General features: G+C 60.6%; 18 protein-coding genes. 5 read left to right on the top strand and 13 right to left on the bottom strand.

Annotation, left to right across the window (positions count from 1 at the left end):
- Positions 1-384: 384 nt before the first annotated feature.
- The 6 genes from JDV75_RS10315 to wecB all read right to left on the bottom strand — a co-directional run bounded on the left by JDV75_RS10315 (position 385) and on the right by wecB (position 10594).
- Positions 385-2214, bottom strand: a complete 1830-nt coding sequence (locus JDV75_RS10315; protein ID WP_198739165.1) for a LamG domain-containing protein — start codon at positions 2212-2214, stop codon at positions 385-387.
- Between the two features lie 772 nt (positions 2215-2986).
- Entirely contained in the window at positions 2987-4750 is a 1764-nt protein-coding gene (locus JDV75_RS12245; RefSeq protein ID WP_198739164.1) for a heparinase II/III domain-containing protein, read from the bottom strand.
- Positions 4751-4880: 130 nt separating this feature from the next.
- Entirely contained in the window at positions 4881-7079 is a 2199-nt protein-coding gene (locus tag JDV75_RS10305) for a glycosyltransferase family 4 protein (RefSeq protein WP_198739163.1), read from the bottom strand.
- On the bottom strand, positions 7079-8068 hold the full coding sequence (locus JDV75_RS10300) for a hypothetical protein (protein ID WP_198739162.1): 990 nt from the start codon (positions 8066-8068) through the stop codon (positions 7079-7081). Before JDV75_RS10300 ends, JDV75_RS10305 begins: the two co-directional genes overlap by 1 nt.
- Positions 8069-8130: 62 nt before the next feature.
- Positions 8131-9390, bottom strand: coding sequence for a UDP-N-acetyl-D-mannosamine dehydrogenase (gene wecC / locus JDV75_RS10295; protein WP_198739161.1), 1260 nt, complete (start codon positions 9388-9390; stop codon positions 8131-8133).
- 52 nt (positions 9391-9442) lie between these two features.
- Positions 9443-10594: a non-hydrolyzing UDP-N-acetylglucosamine 2-epimerase gene (gene wecB / locus JDV75_RS10290; protein ID WP_198739160.1), complete on the bottom strand. Its 1152-nt coding sequence runs from the start codon at positions 10592-10594 to the stop codon at positions 9443-9445.
- A 502-nt stretch (positions 10595-11096) separates the two neighbouring features.
- Here wecB and JDV75_RS10285 point away from each other — a divergent pair.
- Positions 11097-13091: a glycosyltransferase family protein gene (locus JDV75_RS10285; RefSeq protein WP_198739159.1), complete on the top strand. Its 1995-nt coding sequence runs from the start codon at positions 11097-11099 to the stop codon at positions 13089-13091.
- Positions 13092-13093: 2 nt separating this feature from the next.
- On the opposite strand, the gene pheA is transcribed toward JDV75_RS10285, so the two are convergent.
- Entirely contained in the window at positions 13094-13954 is an 861-nt protein-coding gene (gene pheA / locus JDV75_RS10280; protein WP_198739158.1) for a prephenate dehydratase, read from the bottom strand.
- Between the two features lie 59 nt (positions 13955-14013).
- Between pheA and JDV75_RS10275 the strand changes: the two genes are divergently transcribed.
- The 3 genes from JDV75_RS10275 to JDV75_RS12420 are packed head-to-tail and all read left to right on the top strand — an operon-like array spanning position 14014 to position 17398.
- Positions 14014-15252 carry an amidase family protein gene (locus JDV75_RS10275; protein ID WP_198739157.1) on the top strand — a complete coding sequence of 413 codons (1239 nt, stop codon included), beginning with the start codon at positions 14014-14016 and terminating at the stop codon, positions 15250-15252.
- Positions 15252-16013: a CPBP family intramembrane glutamic endopeptidase gene (locus JDV75_RS10270; protein WP_232958459.1), complete on the top strand. Its 762-nt coding sequence runs from the start codon at positions 15252-15254 to the stop codon at positions 16011-16013. Before JDV75_RS10275 ends, JDV75_RS10270 begins: the two co-directional genes overlap by 1 nt.
- A 20-nt stretch (positions 16014-16033) precedes the next feature.
- On the top strand, positions 16034-17398 hold the full coding sequence (locus JDV75_RS12420; RefSeq protein ID WP_198739156.1) for an LCP family protein: 1365 nt from the start codon (positions 16034-16036) through the stop codon (positions 17396-17398).
- Positions 17399-17479: 81 nt separating this feature from the next.
- On the opposite strand, the gene JDV75_RS10260 is transcribed toward JDV75_RS12420, so the two are convergent.
- From JDV75_RS10260 to JDV75_RS10240, 5 genes are all read right to left on the bottom strand, one after another.
- Positions 17480-18394: a DUF5926 family protein gene (locus JDV75_RS10260; protein ID WP_198739155.1), complete on the bottom strand. Its 915-nt coding sequence runs from the start codon at positions 18392-18394 to the stop codon at positions 17480-17482.
- A gap of 35 nt (positions 18395-18429) precedes the next feature.
- Complete coding sequence (locus tag JDV75_RS10255) at positions 18430-19173, bottom strand: glycerophosphodiester phosphodiesterase (RefSeq protein WP_248097364.1); 744 nt, start codon at positions 19171-19173, stop codon at positions 18430-18432.
- Positions 19174-19272: 99 nt separating this feature from the next.
- Positions 19273-20226 (bottom strand): CHAP domain-containing protein, encoded by a 954-nt coding sequence (locus tag JDV75_RS12130; protein WP_198739154.1) that lies wholly within the window; start codon positions 20224-20226, stop codon positions 19273-19275.
- 296 nt (positions 20227-20522) lie between these two features.
- Positions 20523-21482 (bottom strand): L-lactate dehydrogenase, encoded by a 960-nt coding sequence (locus JDV75_RS10245; RefSeq protein ID WP_198739153.1) that lies wholly within the window; start codon positions 21480-21482, stop codon positions 20523-20525.
- 198 nt (positions 21483-21680) lie between these two features.
- Positions 21681-22277, bottom strand: coding sequence for a DUF6891 domain-containing protein (locus tag JDV75_RS10240; RefSeq protein WP_198739152.1), 597 nt, complete (start codon positions 22275-22277; stop codon positions 21681-21683).
- 127 nt (positions 22278-22404) lie between these two features.
- Between JDV75_RS10240 and JDV75_RS10235 the strand changes: the two genes are divergently transcribed.
- Positions 22405-23070, top strand: a complete 666-nt coding sequence (locus tag JDV75_RS10235; protein ID WP_248097372.1) for an HAD family hydrolase — start codon at positions 22405-22407, stop codon at positions 23068-23070.
- A gap of 11 nt (positions 23071-23081) precedes the next feature.
- On the opposite strand, the gene msrA is transcribed toward JDV75_RS10235, so the two are convergent.
- Positions 23082-23759, bottom strand: a complete 678-nt coding sequence (gene msrA, locus JDV75_RS10230) for a peptide-methionine (S)-S-oxide reductase MsrA (protein ID WP_198739150.1) — start codon at positions 23757-23759, stop codon at positions 23082-23084.
- Between the last annotated feature and the right edge of the window lie 241 nt (positions 23760-24000).

The raw sequence follows: 24000 nt of genomic DNA, 5'->3' as shown, positions 1-24000 counted from the left end.
GCAGGCGTCTCGAGACACGTCTGCGGGGCTGTGTCCCCACCATCGCTGGCGAGGACACGCATTGCTGGCGCCGGCTCGCCTCAACACGAAATCATCTGAGGTGCACGAGCAGGAGACGCCGAGCGGAGTGTGACTGGATCGGTCCCTCCTACAGTTTCTACCATTCTCGTACCGTCGTAGATTGCATGGACAGAAGATCACCCGAAAACAATACTGTCCGAAGCATGTTCTCTTCCTGCTACCGGGATCGTTCACGGCGACCAAAAGCACCTGCCGAAACCTCGGGGCACCAAAGGGCGAGTCATTCCGGAATAGAGCAAGAACACGCCCTTTGATGTCCCACTGAAACCTGATGCTCTCCATCGGGTTTCAGTGGTCACTTAGTCAGAACTTGATGAACCGTTGGATGTTGCCGATGTGGTAGAGCCATCCCAGAATCGGTATGGATACCAGCGAAATCACGGAGAAGATTCTTAGTAGGACTCCACCGAACCTGTTACCGGCGCCCAGCCCCGATGACAGGTTCGCTGCCGGTTTCTCCGTTGTGGTTTCCGTCGTTCCCGGCGCAGTGGTCGTGACGGTTTCCGTGCCCGTTTCACCCGGAGCAACCTTCGTCGTAGTGACGGTGACCACGTCGGACTCCGTAACAGTGGTCGGAGCGATTTCCGTGACCGTCATCGGAACGACCGTGGTCACGGTCCCAGGGGTGATTACGGGCGCGGTCACAGTGATGGGAACCGAGTCAGTGACCGTCACGGTCGTGGGAGTCGTCTCGGTGATGGTGGCAGTCATGGTAGATGACGCGGTTTCCGTAACGGTTGTGGTCACCGGAGTGGGGGTGGCCGTCGTCACCGTCGTCGGAGAAGGCACCGTGACAGTGGTCGGAGAAATCTCGGTCACCGTGGTCGGAGTCGCCGAGGTGACGGTCGTCGAGGACGTTTCCGTGGTCGTGGTCGAGGACGTCTCGGTCACCGTCGTCGGAGAAGGCACCGTGACAGTGGTCGGAGAAATCTCGGTCACCGTGGTCGGAGTCGCCGAGGTGACGGTCGTCGAGGACGTTTCCGTGGTCGTGGTCGAAGACGTCTCGGTCACCGTCGTCGGCGTAGGTTCAACCACTGTAACGGTAGTCGGCGAAGCCTCGGTCACTGTCGTGGGTACCGCTGTGGTGACGGTTGTCGTCGTGGTCACCGGAACGGTCTCCGTGACGGTGGTGACCGTGGGCGTTGCCGGAGTGGTGCTCTCCGGCTGGGGGTACTCGATGTTCACGAAGTCGATCTCGAACCGGCGAACAGCGAATGGATCGGTATCCGCGGCAGGTACCGCCCAATCCTGGTCTTCAACCCGCTGATTGAGGATCAGTCTCCAGGGCCGGGCCATAATTCCGGACCACAGGCCCTGCGACATTGAAGTGGACTTGTGGTTGATGTGTTTCCCGATTTCACCGGTCTCTGGATCTTCATCGACATCAAAGCCATCGATCGTGAACGTGAGGTCCTCATCATTCACGTAGACCTTCCAGGTGTAGGGAGTGTTCCACACACTGGGGTAGCCGCTCGTCGGCAACGGCGCGTCCTGCTCCACTCCCTGCCTCGGGAGCCACAGCTGCCGACTATCGCGACCAATTCGCTTCTTTTTCGCGACATTGCAGCCCAGATGGACGGTGATCGGAGCCCGCTCGTAGGAGCCTGGGTAGGAGTAGTGCTCGAGCATATCGATCTCCCCGTAATAGGGAGTAGTGTCATCCCCGGTGCAGTAGGGTTGATCATTCTGCAACCAGATCGCACTCCGTACCCCCTTCTGTGCAGGTTCGAAGATCTCGGCCTTGACCTCAACGGAGAAGTCACCCCCCTCAAACCACGGGCTTTCGACCCGGGCCGTGGTGTACCGCGTCATCTTCTCCCCACATGGTTCCTCCGACACATTATCGTCGGTCAGTGCGTCATCGAGAGAATCCACGCAATGCCGGGCGGTGGTGATGATCAGTTTTCCATCCTCAACCGACACCGCATCCGGAGTGAATACCATCTTCGGATTTCGATAGTCGTTCCTATTTAGAACCCTCCACCCATCAAGGGATTCCGGGCTATCGAATTCCTCATGATACCCCTCTGGAGACAGGATAGAGGGCTCAGCGGCAAAGGCAAGCGGCGTCACGACGCCTGAGAGGAAAACACCTGAAACCAAAGGTACAGCTAATATATTGCGAATTTTCACGGGACCATCCAACCAAAAAGTGGGCAGTAGTAAAATTTAGTCTACCGCATCACATAGTAGCGCGGCCATGACACGATAGAAAAACCTCGAGATTACACCCGAAATCGCAGACGGTCACAGCCATCACCGAAAATCATTCGCAAAACTCCAGATAGCTTTACCGGTCGCCATACCATCATTCCCCACCACGGATACCTCTTTTCTGGATAGATACATCAACCCAGAACCTCGATACCACTGGGACCACGACATCAGGGAGCGTCGCATTATTGAATGCACCCACGACCCGTCAGCCAGAATGTGTTTCCGTTCCCCAATCGCCAGGGGTGATCTTGGGAACTAACCCTTGAAATCAGACTAAGATCAATTGACAACGATCAGTGAAGGTTAGTCGGAAACCCGTGCCCGCGAGACATCTTATAATCAAAAGAAACAAACCAAACCGCACAATATCGGCCCAAATAAAAAGAGGTTTGATCGCATGGTGGGCCTGCCGGACCCATCGCCTCAACATTGCAGACGGGACAATAGAATCTGCGGTTGCCAGCTTAAGCGCGCCACCCACACCGGCAGACTCGATAATTCCATCTGCGCAACCGGAAGCAAAAGGTAAAAGATCTACAGCAACCATGCGCGAACCATGCGCGCGTCATTGTTTATCTTGGGCAAAGCCTGATCACCGGATCCGCCCATATCGGACGCCCTACCGATTTGTACAGATGATGAATCCCAGTCTCGATCGGAACCTGGATAACCGGTACGCGAATACGAATCACCCCAGGTGGTCATATTTCCGGGTGAGCAGGGGACGCGTCACCTCGACATTCAGGCCTATGTCTCCCGCACGGAGAATCTGCACAGCTTCGCCATCGGGGAAACGTAGACTCCAGCCCATACGGGCCCCGCCAATCTCTTCAACCGCCAGACCACGTTCGAGTGAGAATACCGCTGTCATTTCCGGTTCCCTTCCTGTCGCCCCGGTCTTGATGACCGGGCAGGTACGGAAAGTGCCCAGATCAGTGGCGATTCGGCCGGCGGACCCGTCCTGAGCACCGCTTACTTCGACCTCGACGTCTTTCTGGAGCACCCGGACAACAAGCTCGCGGTCGCCATCACGGAATCCGACCTGCCGATCATCACAGTGGCTGTCGGAAATGGTGAAATCCGGAGAAAGCAACCATCTGGTCGAGGCCGATACGTCGCACTTCGCGTTCACTACGTCATGAACGATGACGATTTGCCTCGAAGGCACGTGGACGATGGATCTGATGCGGGAAGCTTCAACATACGAGATGCCACCTACGACCAGAGAGTGGACGGGTTCGTGCTCAGTTCCGAAGTACGATGTGGACTGGCGCAGTATGGGGGAGCCGTTCTCCCACCGGAACCTTCCCGCGCCCTCGAGCACGACACCGTTGTGGCTGCTCTCCCCTTGCTCAGAAATCCTTTGGTTCCGATCCTCGTATCCGCTGAATCCGGGATCCTCGATCACTGTCCCACCTGACGAGTACCACGTGATCGATGTGTGGTCTCGATGCCCATGGATACGTCGGAATGTTCCGTAACGAACGGTGAGCAGAGAGTCCGCGGCGGGTTCCCCACGCTCCCAGCCTTCCCAACCTGAACGGTAGAACGCCCATCCATCACGGTAGATCCGGTGGTTACCGGATGGCCGGTGCGCCCCGCCCCGAGTCGACTGGGTTCGGACCAGTTCCGGAATCAGTGAGCTCCACGGCCCCGACTGCGTATCCCCCAAAGGCACCGCGTGCCCGTCAGGCCGGGTTGCCCACTGGAGGAATTCGGGAATCAGCTCAACCCGCTCGAAGACGGGTGGAAGCTCCACGGTGAGACAGGCTAGCTTTTGCTGGACGAGACGAAGTCTCGTGTACATGTAACCCGCGTAGTGCACCGCCTGTTCAGAGACGACCCCTTCATCGTCCACGTACTCCTCGATAGCATCTACGATTCTGTCGATCGCCGTCCCCGCAAAGGCCTCGTCCTCCAGGACATAGGACACATCGATAAGTGCGATACACTGGTCCAACCCGTGATTCCAGGCACCGTCATAGTGTTCATCCTCCGCCAGCCATGCTGCGTGGACCCGGAGCAATTCAAGGTACTTGGCGCGATCCAGCACTCCGATGTCTGCCGCAGCCGCCAACGCCGAGGCCCTCAGAGCCGTCTGATGGCCGTGCCACGGTGCTGTGTCATCGGGAATGCCGCAGTCTCGCTGCCACCCGGCGACGAGGTGTTCCGCTGCGCCGGGGATCTCCGGGTCCCCTGTAGCGATATAGGCGTTGCTCAGCTCATTGAGAAAACCAAAACTGTGGAGCCGAAAATGCCATGTCGGATTGGAATGGTCCAGTCGCCATGCACCTTCGATGTTCGCGTCGATGCTTACATCTGGTGCGATTCCGACCATTCCCTCTCGAAGCTGGCGGACGTACTTGGTTACATGTCCGCCGTCAAAATCCCAGAAGCTTCCGGGGCTCTTCGGCTCTTCCGTGGCCCCAGCGGCCACCGGACGGTGATTCACTTATCTGTTCTCCATAATCATCACGGTTGTTGCTGACGCACGCAGAACTGCTTTGGATCATGCCTCGATGACAGCGCTACAGACCAATTTCTTCCCTCAGACCGACGATCATCCGATCCGCGGAATCGATCTACGGGGTGAGCACGTTCGCCCACTGATCGTATACTTTCATCTGGTCCCACCGGGCGGCATACTCACGCGCACGTTCGCCGAGATCCTTCACCGATCCCGAGCGCTGTATCGCGAGAATCGCCTCAATCACCTGATCGGTTCCACCCCGGACGTGGGCGTCCGAGAAGATCTCGACCGCTCCCTCACGTTCCCAGATCATGGGGACCGCTCTACTCGCCATCCCCTCAGCTACCGCCAGATGGAAAGTCTCGTTGTGACTCGGTGACAGAATGAAGCCGATCTTCCGGAACCATGAGGCGACGGCAGGGCTGAAGGGATCGAACGCGACCCGACTGGACAGCACTTCCGAATCCGCAATTCGTCGGTAGAATTCGAGATAAGCCTGCTTCTGGTACGGGTCTTTCCAGTGGTACGGATAGTTCCACGGATTCTGTCCCTTGATGTGGAGACTGAAGCGGTCGTCGTGTTCCAGTAGCTTCTCCAGTACATCAAGCGCACGATCCGGACGTTTACCGAAGGGAACCATTCCGATCATCCCGAGCCTGAACTCAGCCCCAGCGAGCTTCGGACGGTCGAAATCGATCCAATCGATGACGTTGGTGATGACGGAGGTGCGACCTGGATCGAGTCCGAGCGTTGTCACCGCTTTGGCCTGATAGAACTCCGAGACGAAAACGATATGGTCGACGGCATCACCGGCCACTTCCCTGATCCACGGTCCTCTGAGCTCAAATCCATGAAGTCGGGTCACCAGGCGGGTGTGTTTCCGCTTGTGTTTGGCGAACCAACCGACGGATGGCCCTGCCCACTCACAGAAAATGACGTCCGCCCATTGAGCCAACTCTTCACTGCGGGCCTCGTCGTGGTCTCGCAGCGATGTCCACGCATCCACTTTCAGTTCAAAGCGCCTGTCACCGCGGAGGCTCTCCATGAGCTCACCCATGAATTTGAAGTCATGTGATGCCACGAGGAGTTTAACGGGCTCCGGTTCTCCACCGGTCACCTCAACTCTTCCGGCCGGAACAAGGACACCGGCGCGGGTGAACTCCCGTCTCAACCGCGTTTCCGCAGCTTCCATGGAGAAGCGCTGCGCCAGCTGCGCCGCCGCTCGGCGAGCGGACTCAAACTTGTCGAGGTTATCCTCGATGTTTTGTGCGATCTCCTCAATATCCACATCCGCATCAACGAAGAACGGATAATCTGTGCCGAGGTATCCGCAGTTATCAGCGGTTCGGTTGACAATGGGTATCAGTCCGGCCGCCGAGTACTCCAGAAGTTTCGTCGAGATTTCGGTACTCGAATTCAGGGCCGCGGTACGCCAGCCGACACCAACGTCGGCTACCTCGAAGTACCTGAATACCTCGTCGCGGGGGACGCCCCCGACCCAACGAACCCCTGACTGAGGATCGTTCGTCAGAGACTCCAGCTTTTCGCGGAGGCGCTGGACGAAGTCGGGATCACTTTTTTCCCTCTGGAACTTGTCACCCAGAACTGTGAGGCGACAATCCACGTTCCGGGCACGGAGCGCCGCGGGCAAATCGAGCATTTCCTCGACGCACCAGTCTTTGGCGAGTTTTCCCGCGTACACAGCTTCGAGTGGTGTTGCTCCATCGAGACGCGGTGCTTCCGAACGCCGTGCATAAGCCTCGGGCGGGATCATCGGAGGCATCAGGAGGGTCTTTCCGGCAGCCTGCCCGATGATCTGCTCGAGATAGCTACGGGTTGACTCGGTCTGCGCGAACATCCGTCTCGCCCGCTGCGCGATGGTCCGGAGCCGACCGAGGTTCACCTTCGAGGTCTTTGTGACCGGGTAGGGAAGATCGGTGACATACGCCCACAGCACCCTCGACACCTCGGCTACACGGGCTGATTCAAAGCAAGCCGCGAGGCCGCGAACCACCACTACGTCAGGATTGACCTCGCGAACCAGATCCCTGAGTACCTTTGCGGCTTCAGGGGGAGAGAGTTCCCTGTATGCGGATTCGTCGGCCACATCAACTACCGCATACTCTCGAACGTGGATATTCGGGATCGACTCGATTCGGCTGAGTAAACGCCTGTTGACCGGCTTTGTCTTGAGCTGCAGATAAACATCATCGAATATGCCGCTCAGTACCTCCGTGATGGATACGAGCCAGACAGAGGAACCGTCGATGATGCCGGGATTGATATCTCCGTAAACTACCGCAGTACTCATTACCGTTCCTCCATCGCTCGGGTCGTGTACGCCTTCAAAACATCGACAACCGGCAATTTGACGCCTATTCCGTATTTAGCGTCGACCTCACGGCCGGCATCAATAACCAGATCCGCCGCATCGCGCAATGTCGCGGAATTGTGTCTGACCACAGACTCAGCGACGACAACGACCATCACGCCGGAATTACGGGCTTTCCGCATCCCTTCCAGGAGTGCACAGAAAAGTTCGGTTCCCTGAGTATCCAGGAACCCAGACCATGGACCTGAATCAGTGGCCCTCTCCTCGACGATCAGGTAGCTCTCGGTACCCTGGTGGAACGCTCGCGTGCCGGGGATGACCGTGCGTACCTCTGCCACAGATTCCAGGGAGCGCGAAAGAGCGTTGGATGCCACGGTGGCGATACGGCGGGTAGACGATCCCCGTCCACTGAGAGCCAGCGCGAGGTTGCGGTCCGATGATTCGTCACTACCCACCGCAGCGGCAATGCGCCCGACAGCGGCAGCGTCTTCTTTCTCGACCTGTACGGAGCGAATCGCCTGCGGAGCAAAGATCTCGACCTCGCCCGTGTCGCCAGGCATTCCACCGCGCCAGACGGAATCGTCCATCGGATTACCTGAACCCGACCGAACCGTCTCCTTGATCGCCTGAGTCTCCGCCTGAAGTTCCGCACGGATTTCTTCTTGAACGTGGCGGAGCTTTCCGACGGATCCGGCGATGTTCCTCACAGGCTCTGTCCGGTACGCGATCTTGCTCTGGATCACCTGCATATCCTGCATCTGCTGAATCGCAGCCAGCACTGCCGAGTTTTTCTTCCGCTCAGAGCGGAAAAACGCCAGAAGGCTAAGCAGGACGCAACCGATACTGACGAAAAACACGATGGTTGAGAAGTAATTCCCCAAGAGTGCAAGGACGGCGGCCACACCAAACGTCAGGAGAGAAAGAAGGAGCCAGAGATCCGGCCGTCGTAAAAATCTAGCCCATTTCACTGAATAACCTTTCCACTTCGCCGAGTGTCCGTTGTTTCACTTTTCGTCAGCATAGCAATGAATCATCCACAAATTCCAGCGATCTTACCCCGCGTATCAATGACCTTCTTACCTTCCAGCGCGCCGAGCGTGATGTCGAGAAACTGTGAATGATCGACAAGTAGCACCACAATATTCGCCCTACTCAGCGCAGTTTCCAGATCGGTCAAAACTACATTCTCCAATGAAGCCAGAACAGGCGGGATATCCGATATATGCGGTTCCACGGCATGTATTCTCGCCTCCGGAACTTTCTCAGCGACGCTCCGGGCGATAGCCAGAGCAGGCGACTCCCTCAAGTCGTCGATATCCGGTTTGAACGACAATCCGAGTAGCGCGATCTGCGGAGTGGAATCGACGCCCTTGGCTGACGAGACGATCTGGTCCACAACCCACCCGGGCTTGCTGTCATTGACTTCTCTGGCGGTACGAATCAGTCGGGCGCGCTCTGGCACAGAGGACACGATGAACCAGGGATCTACCGCGATACAGTGCCCTCCGACGCCCGGCCCAGGCTGAAGAATGTTGACGCGAGGATGGTGGTTCGCAAGCTCTATGAGCTCCCAGACATTGATCCCAAGATCAGCGGCGATGAGTGAGAGTTCGTTGGCGAATGCGATGTTGACGTCACGGAACGAGTTCTCCGTCAACTTGGCCATCTCGGCGGTGGTGGCGTCGGTGATCAGCAGTTCCCCTTCGCAGAAACGTGAATAGATGTCACGCGCCAGATGAGCCGCTTCGGAATTGAGCCCACCAATTACCCGATCATTCGCGGTCATTTCCCGGACAATTTTTCCGGGAAGCACCCGCTCCGGGCAGTGCGCAAAATACACGGACGTAGCGTGGCCCGGCTCCCGGGTGAGGTCAGGTCGTCGCCCGAGGATATGTTCCGCCATCCGCCTCGTCATACCCGGCGGCGAGGTGGATTCCAGAATGACAAGCTCACCACCCCGTAACTGATCTGTCACTCCATCTGCGGCGGAGAGGATGTAAGAGTCATCAACGGCATAGCCCTCCTTGAACGGGGTGGGCACCGCGATTATGTATACGTCAGCTTGCTCAGCAGCGGTCTGTGCGCGTAGATGCCCCCCATCGATCGCCCTTCGGAGGAGGTCTTCGAAATCAGGCTCGAAGAACGGCACATTTCCGCTGTTTATCTTTCCGACAATCTCTTTATTTATGTCCACACCGATAACGGAGTTTCCCGAAAGTGCGATAAACGTGGCTGTCGGAAGGCCAATATAACCTAAACCAATAACACATACTTTTTTATTTTCAACCATAGCCGTAGACCCTTTCGTTCTTAACTCTATCGTTAAACTTTCTTTTTAAATTCTAGGAAAACGGTCTGAAATCATCCAATCTCGAACCAATTCCCAACAATTCAGCAATCGCGGCGACACTACGGTCGGCCGCCTTCCCGTCACCGTAGGGATTGACGGAATTCGCCATTTTCTCGTACTCGACAGGATCATCGAGAAGCTTGGAGGAGTGATGGACAATATCTTCTTTTCGGGTGCCGACCAGCCGCACCGTACCGGCATGTACCGCCTCAGGCCGTTCAGTGTTGTTCCGCATGACGAGAACCGGCTTCCCCAGACTTGGCGCTTCTTCCTGAACCCCTCCCGAATCTGTGAGTACGAATGTCGACATCGCCATCAAGCGGGTGAATTGATCGTACGGGAGTGGATCCGTGACCAACACATTCTCACAGTGCTCAATCTGGGGAATGATTGCGGCACGAACTTTAGGGTTGAGGTGCGCCGGAAAAACGAACGTGATCGCCGGGTAGCGCTCGGCCAGCTGACGTAACGCCTGTCCGATGTTCTCCATGGCTTCAATGTTCTCGCGACGGTGCGTGGTAACCATGACTACTCTTTTTCCCGTGTCCCGAGCCTCCTCCAACCGATTGTCGGAAAAGGAAACGTCCCAACGTTTCGCCGTCAACAGTGCATCTATCACGGTGTTTCCGGTGACGACCGCAGTCGATGGATCAACACCCTCCACAATGAGATTGTCCCGAGATTCGACAGTCGGTGCGAGGTGCAACTGAGCGATCTGGCCGATCATCTTTCGGTTTCCCTCTTCCGGGAATGGTTCCTTCAGGTTGCCGGTACGTAGGCCGGCCTCCAGGTGCACCACCGGCACCTCACGGTTGAAAGCAGCCAGGGCCGCGGCCATCGCCGTCGAGGTATCCCCCTGGACGACCACGGCGCGCGGTTCCCGACTGGCCAGAATCTCATCGAGCCCCTGAAGGGTACGTGCCACTATCATGTTCAGACCCTGGTCCGGTCGCATGATGCCGAGGTCGACATCCGGACTGATGTTGAACATGCCGTTGACCTGATCCAGCATCTCCCGATGCTGTCCGGTACTGACCGTGACGGAGCGCAGCCTTTCATCTGCTTCAAGACATTTTATGAGGGGAGCCACCTTGATCGCCTCAGGCCGTGTACCGAAAACCGTCATCACAGTGGGTCGATTCAATGTTGTCCTTCCAATTAACCGGTCGCTTCGGCTACATCACGACCAGGTCTCCTATATTTGTTGCTCTATCATCGAATTCCATCTGCATGATCGTAGGAAAGGTAGGCGACACAGAATCCGCTAAGCAAAATCAGCATACAGTGCTAACACAGAGACCGGAGGGAAAGTTCACATCTATCTCCACAAAAAGAGTATCTATTCCACAAACAGCAAAGGTGTTCCCCATCACAATGGTCTTGAACAGGGGAATTACCTTTCCATCCATCGACGATAAGACCGGCCATCCCCCAGGTACCATAGAAATAGTGGGCCCTATCCCCAGCCCCGAATTTGTTACGCCAATCTCCACCACAATCTCTGTCACGCTCGTTACGTCATCTCCAGCACGCGAGACACACGGGCCATGATAGAAATAGGATGATCAACGTATCCGATACGTCCTCACCCCTGCTGCCCAGCGCAACACAACTGACGCGCACCCGATCCCACGAGAGTCTCCACAGTGACTAGAACGCCCCTCACCGAACGGATCAAGCGGCATGCAAAGGACGGTGACCTCTGGTCCGTCAGCCGCAGGTACATGCGCAAGAAAATCCTGGAGCGACACGACTCCATCCTGTCACTCCCCTCCCTTGCCGAGAGGTTGGGGTCAGCGATGGCAGAAAGCCCGTTGACACCCATGCTCCCGGCGGGTATCAGGAACGCCCTCCCGGAGATGGCCCGACACGGGCGTCCAGATCCGGCACTGCAGATGAACTTCGTCGGCAAGCTTCGCCCCTGGAGCCAGGTACCACGACGGGTTCAGCGTGATATCAGGGCAGCTGTGATCCTGGATGATTTCTCCGCCCGGGCCTTCGAGTTTGAGTGGAACCAAATCAACCTGAAGCCTGGATCCTGGCGGCAGCAGTTCGACTCCCATCACCCCGACATCTTGTTCGTCGAGTCGACCTGGAATGGAGCTGACGGCTCGTGGTCGGGGGGTATGATGCGCTCACTTCTTCCGTGTCTGAGGGACATCGTGTCTCACGCGAGATCACAGAATATCCCGACAGTGTTCTGGAACAAGGAGGATCCACCCCACTACCGAGATTTTTTACCGGTAGCACGTTTGTTCGACTACGTCTTCACCACCGATGCAGAACGCATCCCTGCGTATATCGGCGATCTCGGCCATGATCGCGTCGCGGTCCTTCCCTTCGCCGCACAGCCCTCCATGCACAATCCACGCCGTCCATTGAGGGGATACGCCAGCAGGGATGTCGCCTTCGCTGGCAGTTACTTCCGGCACAAATTCCCGGAACGCAGGGCACAGATGGATCTGCTGCTCGGCGCGGCGGTCGACGCCAGCAGCGACATGACATACGGGCTCGAGATCTTCTCTCGATTCCTGGGGTTGGACGAAAGGTACCAATTTCCGGAGCCTCTCAATGAACACGTCATCGGTAGCGTGGACTACGACCGAATGGTATCCGCATACCACCTGTACAAGGTCTTTCTGAACGTGAACTCCGTCGTGGATTCTCCCACGATGTGCTCACGACGTATCTTCGAACTCATAGCTTCAGGCGCAGCGGTCGTGTCCACGGAGAGTGCGGCGATAGAGAGGTTCTTCCCGGCGACAGAGGTCAGCGTCGTCAGCGACGCAGCAACCGCAAACTCAATGATCCGTGCACTGGTGAGAAACCCCGTACTCCGTGAACGGATGGTCCACCGGGGCCAACGTCGGATCTGGCGTGAACACACCTACGGGCACCGGGTGGACACCATCCTGCAGCGCTGTGGACTGGGCGACAAGGCAAAGACCCGGCCAACGGTGTCGACACTTGTCTCCACAAACCGCCCCGGACAACTCGACCACGTATTGGATACCGTAGCGTCGATGAATGGTGTCGAGGGACTGCAGGTGCAGTTGTGTCTGCTGACCCACGGCTTCGAGGTGGACGAGTCATTCCCCGAAAGAGCCGCGGATCTGGGACTCACAAATACCGTCCTACTCCATGAGCCCGCAGAAACCTCTCTCGGGGCGTGCTACAACAAACTGGTTCAGGCAGCGTCCGGCGATGTCGTCGCAAAGATAGACGATGATGACCTCTACGGTCCCCAGTACCTCAGCGATCAGATTTACGCACTTGACTACTCGGGAGCCGATGTAGTCGGTAAACAAGCTCACTACATGTGGATTGAGGCCTCGGACTGCACCTCAATCGTGTCGCCGGAGAGAGAACACAAGAATACCCAGTTCGTTGCGGGTCCCACTATCGTGACGTGGCGTTCAACGGCTCTCGCAACACCGTTCGCCGATCTCGACAAGGGTGAAGACACCCAATTCCTCAAGGACATAGTTGATTCAGGCGGAGCCATATATTCCGCGGATCGCTACAATTTCGTCCGTGTTCGCGGAAGTCACGGACACACGTGGAACCTCTCCGATTGGGAACTGCTCGCAAAGAGCGATGTAGTGGTGAACGGTTGCCCTCGAGACCAGATTTTCTTCTGAGGCTAAGTTCGTGCGGGACTTACCGTCGCAGGCCACGATCCAAGATAAGTGAGATCATCTGCGATCCCACTGAGAACCTGAAATGCCTCCGTAACCTTCGGTTCCTCAATATGTCCCGCTATGTCGATGTGGAATCGGTACGTACCCAACGCAGTCCGTGTCGGACGAGACTCAATCCGGGCGAGGTCGATCCCCCGTGACGAAAAAACCGTCAACGCCGATACGAGTGCCCCCGGTTTGTTCGGGAGGGTGAATACCAAGGCGCTCCGGTCGTTTCCTGTCGGAGGCGGTGGGGTGTGAAGGCCCCCTACAACGACGAACCGTGTTCTAGCGCCTGGAACATCGACTACTTTTTCCGCGATCGCCTCTAGAGCGAAGATCTCCGCTGCACGGTGGGGCGCGATAGCGGCATCAGATCTTCCCTCCGCAACGGCCTTCGCTGCTGCGGCGTTGGAGGAGGCCGGAATGAACTCTGCCTCGGGAAACGCACAGTCCGTCCAGTGTCGTACCTGCTGTCGGGCCACCGGATGGGTAGTGAAGGTACGTACCTCGCTGGCTGAGGTTCCCGGACGGACCATCACCGAGAAACTGATTTCGATCTCGGTCTCCGCGAAGATCCGCACACCTTCACCGTCGGCCAACGCATCGAAGGTGTGTGTGACAGGCCCGTCGACCGAGTTCTCGATTGCGACACACGCGTACTGCGCTGTGCCGGACCGCACCGCGTCCAGTGCTTCATGAGGGCTATCCACGGGGAATTTCGCGACCTCGCCTGGCCCGAAGGTTCCTCGCCTTTGGAATTCCAGCAGCGCTGCCTCGGTGAATGTTCCTTCGGGTCCCAGGTAGGCGACGACTGTACTCATGTATTGCAGTGTAGTGGCCTACCCGCGTTCGCCCACCCTGGCGGGGTAACCTGCTCTGCATGGCCAACAGCCCCCTAGCCCCGCTCGCGGATCGGCTTCGCGCCGTTTCCGGGGATCTCACTCGAACCGTGGAGAAGCGCCTGTCAGACATTACCGAGCGCTCTGCATCTACCCACGGATTCGTCTCCGTTGATCCAGAGCTGGCGCTACGCCGTGCCCGTTTCCTCGATTCGGTTCCCACAGACCAGCGAGGCAGGCTCCATGGTCTGGTGCTTCCAATCAAGGATCTCATGACCGTCGCCGGTTTTCCGTGTTCGTATGGTTCCGTCACCCGGACGGAAATGCCCCCGGAGACGGACCTATGGGCCGCTCAGCTCCTCAAGGCCGGCATCATCATTCCTGGCAAGACCCAGACTTCCGAGATGGGTATGACGGCTTACTGCGAACCGGTCGGGATGCCTGCCGTGGCGAACCCGCTGTGGCCGGGGCGGACACCGGGTGGTTCCTCGGGAGGCGCGGCCGCGGCGGTGGCGCTCGGTCTTGCGGATGTTGCCCACGCCTCTGACGGCGGCGGTTCGATCCGGGTACCCGCGGCCGCAACGGGCACCGTGGGCGTCAAGCCACCGCACGATAGTTCCGGAGGTTCCCCCACCGCGCAGGGGTTCATCACCCGCTCGGTCGCGGACGCGGCATTCGTGTTCGGTGTTTCTCCGGTGAGACGGTCCCTGCGGATCGGTGTGCTGGTGGAACCACTGCACGGTGACGGGGCGGTCAGTCCGGTGATGGTGTCAACCGTGTGCACGGTTGCTGATCGCCTGTCTGATCTGGGTCACCGGGTCCACGAGGTGTCCCGCCCGTACGGAGAACGGCCCTTCGCGGCTTTCGCCGATGTCCTGGCTTCCCGCTCCATCCACATCCCCGGTCCGGCGAGCGACATCATCGAGTGGCTGCGGGAGCGAGGATCGGCTCTGTCCGAGTCCCGGCGTGCGGAGGCCGTCGCCGATTTCGATGCCGTTCTACAGACGATTCTGTCCGCGTGGGACATCGACGTTCTCCTGTCCCCGACGCTGGCCCACGATCCGCCGGAGATCGGCCACTTCTCCCGGTTGGAGCCGCCGGAGAACTTCGCGGAGCAGACCCGCTGGACACCGTGGGCAACCTTGTTCAACATGACCGGTGGTGCCGCGGTCAACGTACCGGTTGCGGTGGCGGGGCGTCCGCCCGTGGGTGTTCAGCTCGGGTCCGTGCGCGCGTCCTTCGGTGAATTGCTCGGTGTGGCCTCCCAGGTGCATCCGTGATGACGGAAACACCTGACACCCGGATGACGGTGCCCCGAATCCGCATGGAGATCGGTGTCGTGCTGCTGGTGACCTTCGGCATGGCGGGTGTGCGTTCGGCGCTCCGGCTGCTTGATGCGGTTCTGGCACCGGAACCGTTGAACACGCAGAAGATCACTCTGAATGCGCCGAAAGCCGGTGTGCACTGGCTGGATCTGGCGCTGCAGCTGTGCTCGGCGTCGGTCCTCACCGGTTGGGGCCTGCTGGTTGTCTTCCTGCTGTCCGGATCCGGTGTGCGGATTCCCAGACTGCGTGGTGGTGACTGCCTGCGGGGTGCCGGCTTGGCTGCATTGATCGGTATTCCCGGACTGGTCTTCTACCTGACGGCGTTGCACCTGGGGCTCAGTAGGCATGTGGTGCCCACGACTCTGGATTCGGTGTGGTGGCAGGCTCCCGTGCTGCTCGTGTGGTCCTTCGCGAATGCGTTCGCCGAGGAGACCGTGGTGGTGTTCTGGCTGCTCACCAGGTTGCGCCAGCTCGGCTGGTCGACTCCTGCGGTCATCGGGGCGTCCGCGCTCCTGCGGGGGAGTTATCACCTCTACCAGGGGTTCTCCGCGGGTCTGGGGAACATCGTGATGGGGCTCGTGTTCGCCTGGTTCTTCACCCGTACCCGTCGTGTGTGGCCGCTGATCGTGGCGCATTTTGCGATCGATGCGGTGGCGTTCGTCGGCTACAGCACACTTGTTGAACCACTGGGCCTGGCTGGACTGTTCGCTTCATAGTCTCCGCTAGGGTGGTTTCCATGGATTCTCGAGGCCCGTCCCATCATGGTGATCTACCGGACGACATCGCCCGCGACAGTCGGGGCAGGCCCATACTCGATCGATTCGGGCGGCCCGTCCGGCGACGCAGATCCGACGGTTCTTCCCGACCGCGACCGGAGGCCGGGCGGCACGCGCGCGGGGGGCAGTCCCCGCGCGAACGACAGCAGGATCGCCCGGTACGGCCACCCCGCAGGGACAGCGGGGAGCCCCGCTACACGCCCCGACCGCAGGAACGTCCCCCGTACTCGCGGCCGACCCCGCCCCCGGAGCGCCCCGTCCAGTACCGTCCGGAGGCCCGGCCCGCCCCGACTTATCGTCGTGAGACGCCGGTTCCGCCGCCTTCCCAGCCTCCGGCGCGCCCGGTACGTCCGGAGCGGCACGGCGGTGAACGGCGGGAATTCGGGCCCGGCCCCCGAGCCCGCCGGCCCCGACGTCGACGTGGCTGCGGGATGGGGTGCATGACGCCGTTTCTCCTCATCATCGGGGTGGTTCTCACGCTGACCGTCGTCATCGGGTTGTGGGCCGACGCGAAGCTGAACCGTGTCGAGGCGACCCCCGCGCAGCAGGTGGCGAACACAGCGGGCACGAACTGGCTGCTGGTCGGCTCCGACTCGCGGCAGGGGCTCACCCAGGAGGAGATCGACACACTGGGCACCGGTGGGGACATCGGGGTGGGGCGCACGGACACGATCATGCTGCTGCACTACGGCCGCGGATCGAAGCCGACGCTCGTCTCCATCCCCCGTGACTCCTATGTCAACGTCCCGGGTTACGGGATGAACAAGATCAACTCGGCATTCACGTTCGGTGGCCCGCAGCTGCTCACGGAGACGGTCGAGCAGGCGACCGGGCTCCGGATCGACCACTACGCGGAGATCGGTTTCGGTGGTTTCGCCGGTCTGGTCGACGCGGTCGGCGGGGTCGAGATGTGCGTGACAGAGGCCATCAACGATCCGCTGGCGAACATCGATCTTCCCGCGGGGTGCCAGAAATTCGATGGCCCCGACGCTCTCGGGTATGTCCGTAGCCGTGCATTCGCGATGGGGGACCTCGACCGGGTCTCCCATCAGCGGGAGTTCCTCTCCGCGCTGATGGAGAAGGCAACGGATCCGACGACGCTGCTCAATCCGTTCCGGCTGGGTCCGTTGATCAGCCGCGCGAGCGGTACGTTCACGGTGGGCACAGGCGACCACATCTGGAACCTGGCCCGACTGGCTCTGGCTATACGCTCGGGTGTCGTCACCGAGACCGTCCCGGTCGGGGGTTTCCAGGACACCGCGGTGGGCAATGTCGTGCTGTGGGATGACACCGCCGCTCGGTCCCTGTTCGATTCACTACGGTGAATCGGCGGCTTCAACGGGTAAAGAAGACCCGGTCACCGTTTCTCCGGTGACCGGGTCTTCTTTCATGTCTCCCGGATGCTGCTACCGGATGGTGACCTGGCGGGACTTGATGTTGTCGAGCTGCTTGCGCTCGTCGGCGGTGAGCTCGGCGTCGTTGGCGAGCTCCCGGTTGATCTTCTTGTCCAGAGCCTCGAGCGGGGTGGTGAATTCGGCCGGGGCGATTTCCCGGGGGAGATCGAACACCGGCACGGCGAGACCGTGGGTGCGGAACACACCGGCGAACTTGGTTCCCTCGCCGAGGTTGAGTTCTCCGGCGGCGGCGATGCGGGCGAGGGCGGCGATGAGCTTGTCCTCGTTCTCGAGACGGACCCACCGGACATGGGCCTTCTCACCCGGGTCGATCCACCAGATCGTGCCCTCGACGTCGGCGGCGATCTCCTCGGAGGGCATGACCGCCGCGTTGGCCTGCTCGATGCCCTGCTTGAGGCGCGGATCGAGGGTGTTTCCCTCGGCGAGCCACCAGTCGAAGGTGTCGTGTGCGGTCGCGTCCAGGGTGGCGGCGGGATCGATCAGCTCCTTGAGGTCGGGCTGGTTGCCGTCCGCGACAGTCGACTCGAGGGTCTGTCCGCTCTCCGCGTCCTTCACCCAGTTGATCGCGTAGGCGAGATCCCGGCCGGGGTTGTGGCTGTGTGCCTGCACCTGGAGCGCCACGAGGCGCTCGATGCCTCCGTCGGCGTCCTCGCGGACGACTGCGGCGACGGCACCGGGCAGGACGGTGCAGAGGGTGACGGGCTCGTCGAGGCCCGTCACCGTGAGCTTGGCGGTAGCCGAGGGAACGAACTCCTGCAATGCCACCAGGTCCGCCTCCATGGCGAGACCGTCGTAGGGGCGGGGGTCCCGGTCGAGTGCGGCGCGTTCAGCGGCGCGGGCGGCGAGCTTCGCCTGGCGGCGGCTCATGCCCTCGGGCAGATTCTCATTCTTCTTCTTTTTGGCCATGCCTAGAAGATACCCGCAGGGACCTGCCCCGGGTGCTACCACCCGAGCACCCGCCTTGCTGTGCCGGGTCGATTGGTGGCCATCCACCGCACGCCGTGGTCCGCAACCCAGGCCATGTCGGCCGGATCGTCCACGGTCCACATGTACCCGGGAAGCCCGCGGTACCCGATCCGGGACGGCTTCTCCCTGGCTCTGCCCACGGAGATGCCCCAGCCGGCCACCGCGCCGCGGGCGTACACCACAGGGTCGTAGACGGGGCACCGGTCCCGGCGGAGGTGGATCCTCTGGATCGCGGGAGCGAGCTGCCGCATCCGGAGGATGGACAGGGTGGAGAAGGAGATGATCCGGATACGGGGGTCTTCGAGGAGCCCGAAGTATCTCAGCCGCAGCGCGATCTGCTCTTCGAGCTCCCGTCCGAAGCGGAGGGGATGCTTCGTTTCGATGAACAGTTCACGGTCCGGATACTCTGAGATGAGCTCCAGGAGATCGTCGAGTCGGACCGGCGGTTGCGGGTCGCTCGGGGTGCCGAAGTTGAGGCGGTCCAGTTCCGCGAGACTCAGGGCGGACACGCGGCCGGATCCGTCGCTCACGCGGTTCACCACGGGATCGTGGATGCACACGGCCGTTCCGCAGGAGCTGAGCCGTACGTCGCACTCGATGCCGTCCGCGCCGAGTGCGAGCGCGGATTCGAACGCCGGCATGGTCATCTCCGGGTGGTTCTCGCAGTCACCGCGGTGCGCGATGATTCGGGTTCTGGACGTTGATGGTTCGTTGGGCACGCGTTGATTCTTCCATTCCCCGGAGCGGAACGAGAAGGACCGGGGCGGGAGGTCCTGAGACTCCCCACCCCGGTCCGTCTAGTCTTTCCAGGCTACCGATCAGCGGTGTGCCAGAGCTCCGAGTATCGCCGAGAAGCCCGGCATGGCACCGAGAAGCCCGACGAGAACGGCGATGAGTGCTCCCGCGAACGCGAGGATAGCTCCCGGCTTCATGGTGCTGTCCCCCTCCTTGTCCGAGGAGCTGGATAGCAGGTCGCCTCCTCCGATGGAGTTTTCGCTGGAATTGAAGGTGTTTCCACTGGAGTTGGTGATGTCTCCGACGTCTACCTTGATCCCGTCACCCGGCGTGCCGCCCTGATCGTCGGTTCCCTCACCACCGGTATCGCCGCCCTGGTTGTCGCCACCACCCGCAGAGTCACTTGTGTCCCCACTGTCTGCTGTGTCACTGCCATCGGTTTCACCCCCGCCGACCTGGCCCTCACCGGCCTCACCCTCGTCGTCTCCGGCTTTGTCGCCTTCCTCATCCCGGATGTGGATGTAGCCGGTCGGAAGCTGATCACCGCTGTAAACCTGAACCGCAGTCTTCGGTGGTGCCCACGAATCCCACGAAACCTCAACGGAGCCATCATCGTTGACCTTGTCCACGATGCCCACATGTCCGAGGTTCGACTCTGCGCCGAAATACGTCGTGGTCCATTCAGCGTCGAAGTAGGCGATAGCCCCGACTGCGGGTTCATTGTTCTTCTCGCCTGGGGCGTTCTCCCACCATTCCACCGCGTTACCCCAGCTATGTCCCGGGTCTTCCAGTCCCCGCTTGGCCATGACGTAGGCGGCGTACCGGGTGCAGTTGTGTTTTCCTCCGATGTAGTACTTGTCAGCCCAGGTATCGGTGTACGGTCCGTAGCCCTCGACCGTAACGCAGTCATAGGAGTTCTTGTCACAGGTTGTGTCGATGGCCGCCGATGCGGGCGCCGCAATGGCTGCGAGTACGGTACCTGCCGAAAGAAGAGAAGCTCCCATTCTCATTCTGCGGCGCTGCCTGGTGTTTCTCATGGTGGAATCCTTCCGGTGGACGAGGCTTTTCAGGTTGGACAACCATCCCCTACAGCCTCAAGTGTTATATGCAAAACAAACACTTCGCCAGTAAAAACTAGAACAGGGGCTAACGGGTGACCTGATGAAGGGTCACCCGTTAGCCCCTGTTCTACACAGCGGATCTCCGATGTGAACTGGCACAATTCAGAGATGTACAGCCGGAAGATCGGTGTCGGCCGTGAATGACGGTGCCGCGCATCTGGCCGGCCGACCCAGGAAGCACCGTGGTCGGAAACCCGGACAGCGCGCAGTCGCTACTTCTCCTCTGCCGGGAAGAACTTCTCCTGGATCTCCCGGAGGGTGTTGGCCGAGTGCTTGAAGCGGTCCATCTCGTGCTCGGTGAGCTCCAGCTCCACGACACGGCGGATACCGCGGCGGTTCACGATCGCCGGGGTGCCGATGTAGATGTTCTCCTCGCCGTACTCACCGCGCAGCAGCGCGGAGACCGGGACGGCGACGTCCTGGTTCTGGAGGATGGCACGACTGATGCGGGCCAGGCCCATGCCGATGCCGTAGGAGGTGGACCCCTTGGCGTCGATGATCTTGTACGCCATATCGCGGGTGTCCTCGAAGATCCGCTCCAGCTTGGGTTCGAGTTCCGGATCCTTCTCCAGCTGCTTGCGCATGGAGACACCGGCGATCGTCGCCGAGGAGAGGACGGGCAGCTCGGTGTCACCGTGCTCACCGATGATGTAGGAGTGCACGGAGGTCGGTGCGACCTCGTACATCTCGCCCAGCATGTAGCGGAACCGGGCGGAGTCGAGGACGGTGCCCGAACCGATGACGCGGTGGGCGGGCAGGCCGGAGTCCTTCCAGCAGGCGTAGGTGAGGATGTCCACCGGGTTGGAGGCCACCAGGAAGATTCCGTCGAAGCCGTTGGCCATGACGTCATCGACGATGGACTTCATGATCTTCATGTTCTTGTCGACGAGCTGGAGGCGGGTCTCACCCGGCTTCTGGGCAGCGCCGGCGCAGATGACGACCATGGCGGCGTCCTCGCAGTCCGCGTAGGTGCCCTTGGTGACCTTCGTCCGGGAGGGGGCCCAGACAACGCCGTGGTTGAGATCCATGACGTTGCCCTCGAGCTTCTTCTCATCGATGTCGATGATGGCGAGGTGATCACAGATTCCCTGGTTGATGAGGGCGAAAGCGTAGGCGACTCCGACGTCGCCGGCGCCGATGAGAACAATCTTGTTACCGACACTGACCTTCATGGATACCTTCTCCCTGCCGGCCCCGGTGGTACCGGCTGATGGGCGCCGACGAACCGGCGCAGTACGTTCTTCCACTTCCCATAATGCCCGTTTGTGTTGCTTCATGTGGAAAATGTGAGGAATCTATCCCTCAAACGTGCCCGGCCATCCCCAAAAACAGCGTCACTCCGCCGATCGCGCTTCAGTCGCGGAACCCGATCAGGCGTTCGCGAGCTCCGGGACGTGCCACTTCCACAACACCCGGACGGTCACCTTGCCGTGATTCGGTGCCGACGCGGCCAGACCGGCCTCCCGGAACGCCCGGGTGAGCTCGAGACCGATCTCGGCCTCGTCCTCGGTGACACCGGCGAAGCTGACCGGTAGGCGCCTCCTGCGCAGGAAGCTCAGGTCCTGCCATTCGTCGCGGCGGATGAGGACCGCACCGCGGCTCTCCGGCGGGATGTCCATCGCCCTCCAGTTGGTGAACATCCCGGAGACGATCCCCGCATCCCGCAGCGCGGCGAAGGCTGCGAGCAACCGGTCGGCGTCGGTCGTCTGGTCCGCCCACCGCCGGGCGGTACGTTCGCAGTTTCCCCAGACGTGCCTCGCGAGCACCTCGGAGACGTCGGTCACCGAACCGCGGGTGTCGCGGCAGTCGAGTCGGGAATTCAAAAGCTGCTCGACGAGATGCTCGGTGGCTTCCTCCAGCTCGACTATGGCCCCGTTGAGGATGCGCTGCCCCAATTCATCGAGGACATCATCGATCTCCCCGCTGTCGATGAGGTGCTGCGCCTTCTCGGTCGTCTGGTCGTTCACGTCGTTGCTTCCTCCAGCTGCCTGTCCATGGAATCGGTTCCGGATCGGCCGGGACCGGAGCCTCACCGGGTCACCGCCGCGGGACACCATACCTGCCGGAACACGGATACTGCTAGCGTCACGTGGCGTGAGTTACAGAGCGATCATCTTCGACCTCGACGGCACTCTCATCGACCACACCGGCGCAGCCCGGACGGCCGCCCGGACGTGGGCCCGTGAGCTGGGTTTCCGCGGTGATCACACGGATCGTTGGTTTGAGATCGAGCGACGCTGGTTCGACGCCTACGAGCGGGGCGCCGTCAGCCACCTGGAACAACGTCGCGGACGCACGCGGGAGTTCACCGGCGAGCACACGCTCACGGACCCCGAGTGCGACGAGCTCTTCGGTCGTTTCCTGTCCCTGTACCGCGAGGCGTGGACCGCTTTCCCGGACGCGGAACCCGCACTCCGGCGGGCGCTCGGGACCGGCGTCCGGGTCGGCGTCCTCACCAACAGCGTCGCCGAGGTCCAGGCCGAGAAGCTCCGTCGCACCGGCCTCGATTTCCCGGGGGTGCGGCTGCTCGCATCGGGTGATCTGGGCGTCGCCAAGCCCCGACCGGAGTGCTACCGGAAGGCCCTGGAGCTCCTCGGGGTCGCACCGGGTGAGGCGGTGATGATCGGCGACAGTTTCGCGAACGATGTGGCCGGTCCCCGCCGGGCCGGTATGGCGGCGGTGTGGCTGAACCGGGACGGGTTGCCCGCCGTTGACGGGGAGAACGGACTGTCCTCCCTGGACGGCTTCCCGCCCCCATGACGATCCCGCGTCTACTCCGGCAACCCGCAGGCGACGCCGGTGGAGTGGTGGGGGCAGTAGCCTCCGGGATTCTTGTGCAGGTACTGCTGGTGATGGTCCTCGGCGCGGTAGTAGTCTCCCGCAGGGGTGTCCGCGAGCGGGAGGATCTCGGTGGTGACGGGGCCGTAGCCGGCGCCGGTGAGCCGTTCGCCGTAGTCGGCGACCATCGCGCGGATCACGTCGGCATCGACACGGGCACGCTCGGGACTGCCGGTGGTGTAGAAGGCGGAGCGGTATTGCGTGCCCACGTCGTTTCCCTGGCGGAAACCCTGGGTGGGGTCGTGTGCCTCGAGGGCGGTTGCGATGATCTGCGGCAGCGTCACACGCGCCGGATCGAACACCACTTCGACGACCTCCGTGTGTCCCGTACGGCCGGTGCAGACCTCCCGGTAGGTGGGGTTGGGTGTGTAGCCACCGGCGTAGCCGACGGAAGTTGATTCCACCCCGTCGAGTTCCCAGAAGATCTTCTCCGCACCCCAGAAACAGCCGATCCCGATGAGGACGCTGGACTGCCCGTCCCGCCAGGGGCCCGTGATCGGGACACCGAGAACAGCGTGGGGCCGCGGGTCCTCCAGGACCGGGTGCCGGCCTCCCTTGAGTGCATTCTCGGCGGTGACCATCTCGGGTTCGCGACCTATCAACCATCCCATGTCGGTGTCCTTTCTCGGTGCGTGTTCATGACCACCACCCTAGGCGGCGGGGCGGGGGAATGACGCACCCGCGGAATTACCCCTAACCGGGGGAATTGGCGCTTAGCGGCAGGCGACAGGCGCCGGGGAGCGATGTTCGTCCGAACGTACTTATAACAATTTCGTGCTAGATGTGTGACGTTATTCTGTCTTGACCTATCATGGGGGCCACGGCGCGGACCTGTTCCGCGCTCCGTCTTAT

The sequence above is a fragment of the Corynebacterium meridianum genome (assembly GCF_016342265.1).
Taxonomy (GTDB): domain Bacteria; phylum Actinomycetota; class Actinomycetes; order Mycobacteriales; family Mycobacteriaceae; genus Corynebacterium; species Corynebacterium meridianum.
Note: the sequence above shows the minus strand (reverse complement) of the source record. Positions and strands in the feature narration are given on the sequence as shown.

Bases quoted from the DNA above. Each gene is read 5' to 3' on its own strand.
- pheA (WP_198739158.1), bottom strand. From the start codon at position 13,954: ATGAGTACAGTCGTCGCCTACCTGGGACCCGAAGGAACATTCACCGAG.
- msrA (WP_198739150.1), bottom strand. From the start codon at position 23,759: ATGGGATGGTTGATAGGTCGCGAACCCGAGATGGTCACCGCCGAGAAT.
- JDV75_RS12130 (WP_198739154.1), bottom strand. From the start codon at position 20,226: ATGAGAAACACCAGGCAGCGCCGCAGAATGAGAATGGGAGCTTCTCTT.
- wecC (WP_198739161.1), bottom strand. From the start codon at position 9,390: ATGGTTGAAAATAAAAAAGTATGTGTTATTGGTTTAGGTTATATTGGC.
- JDV75_RS10260 (WP_198739155.1), bottom strand. From the start codon at position 18,394: ATGGCCAAAAAGAAGAAGAATGAGAATCTGCCCGAGGGCATGAGCCGC.
- JDV75_RS10245 (WP_198739153.1), bottom strand. From the start codon at position 21,482: ATGAAGGTCAGTGTCGGTAACAAGATTGTTCTCATCGGCGCCGGCGAC.
- JDV75_RS10270 (WP_232958459.1), top strand. From the start codon at position 15,252: ATGACGGAAACACCTGACACCCGGATGACGGTGCCCCGAATCCGCATG.
- JDV75_RS10275 (WP_198739157.1), top strand. From the start codon at position 14,014: ATGGCCAACAGCCCCCTAGCCCCGCTCGCGGATCGGCTTCGCGCCGTT.
- JDV75_RS12420 (WP_198739156.1), top strand. From the start codon at position 16,034: ATGGATTCTCGAGGCCCGTCCCATCATGGTGATCTACCGGACGACATC.
- JDV75_RS10305 (WP_198739163.1), bottom strand. From the start codon at position 7,079: ATGAGTACTGCGGTAGTTTACGGAGATATCAATCCCGGCATCATCGAC.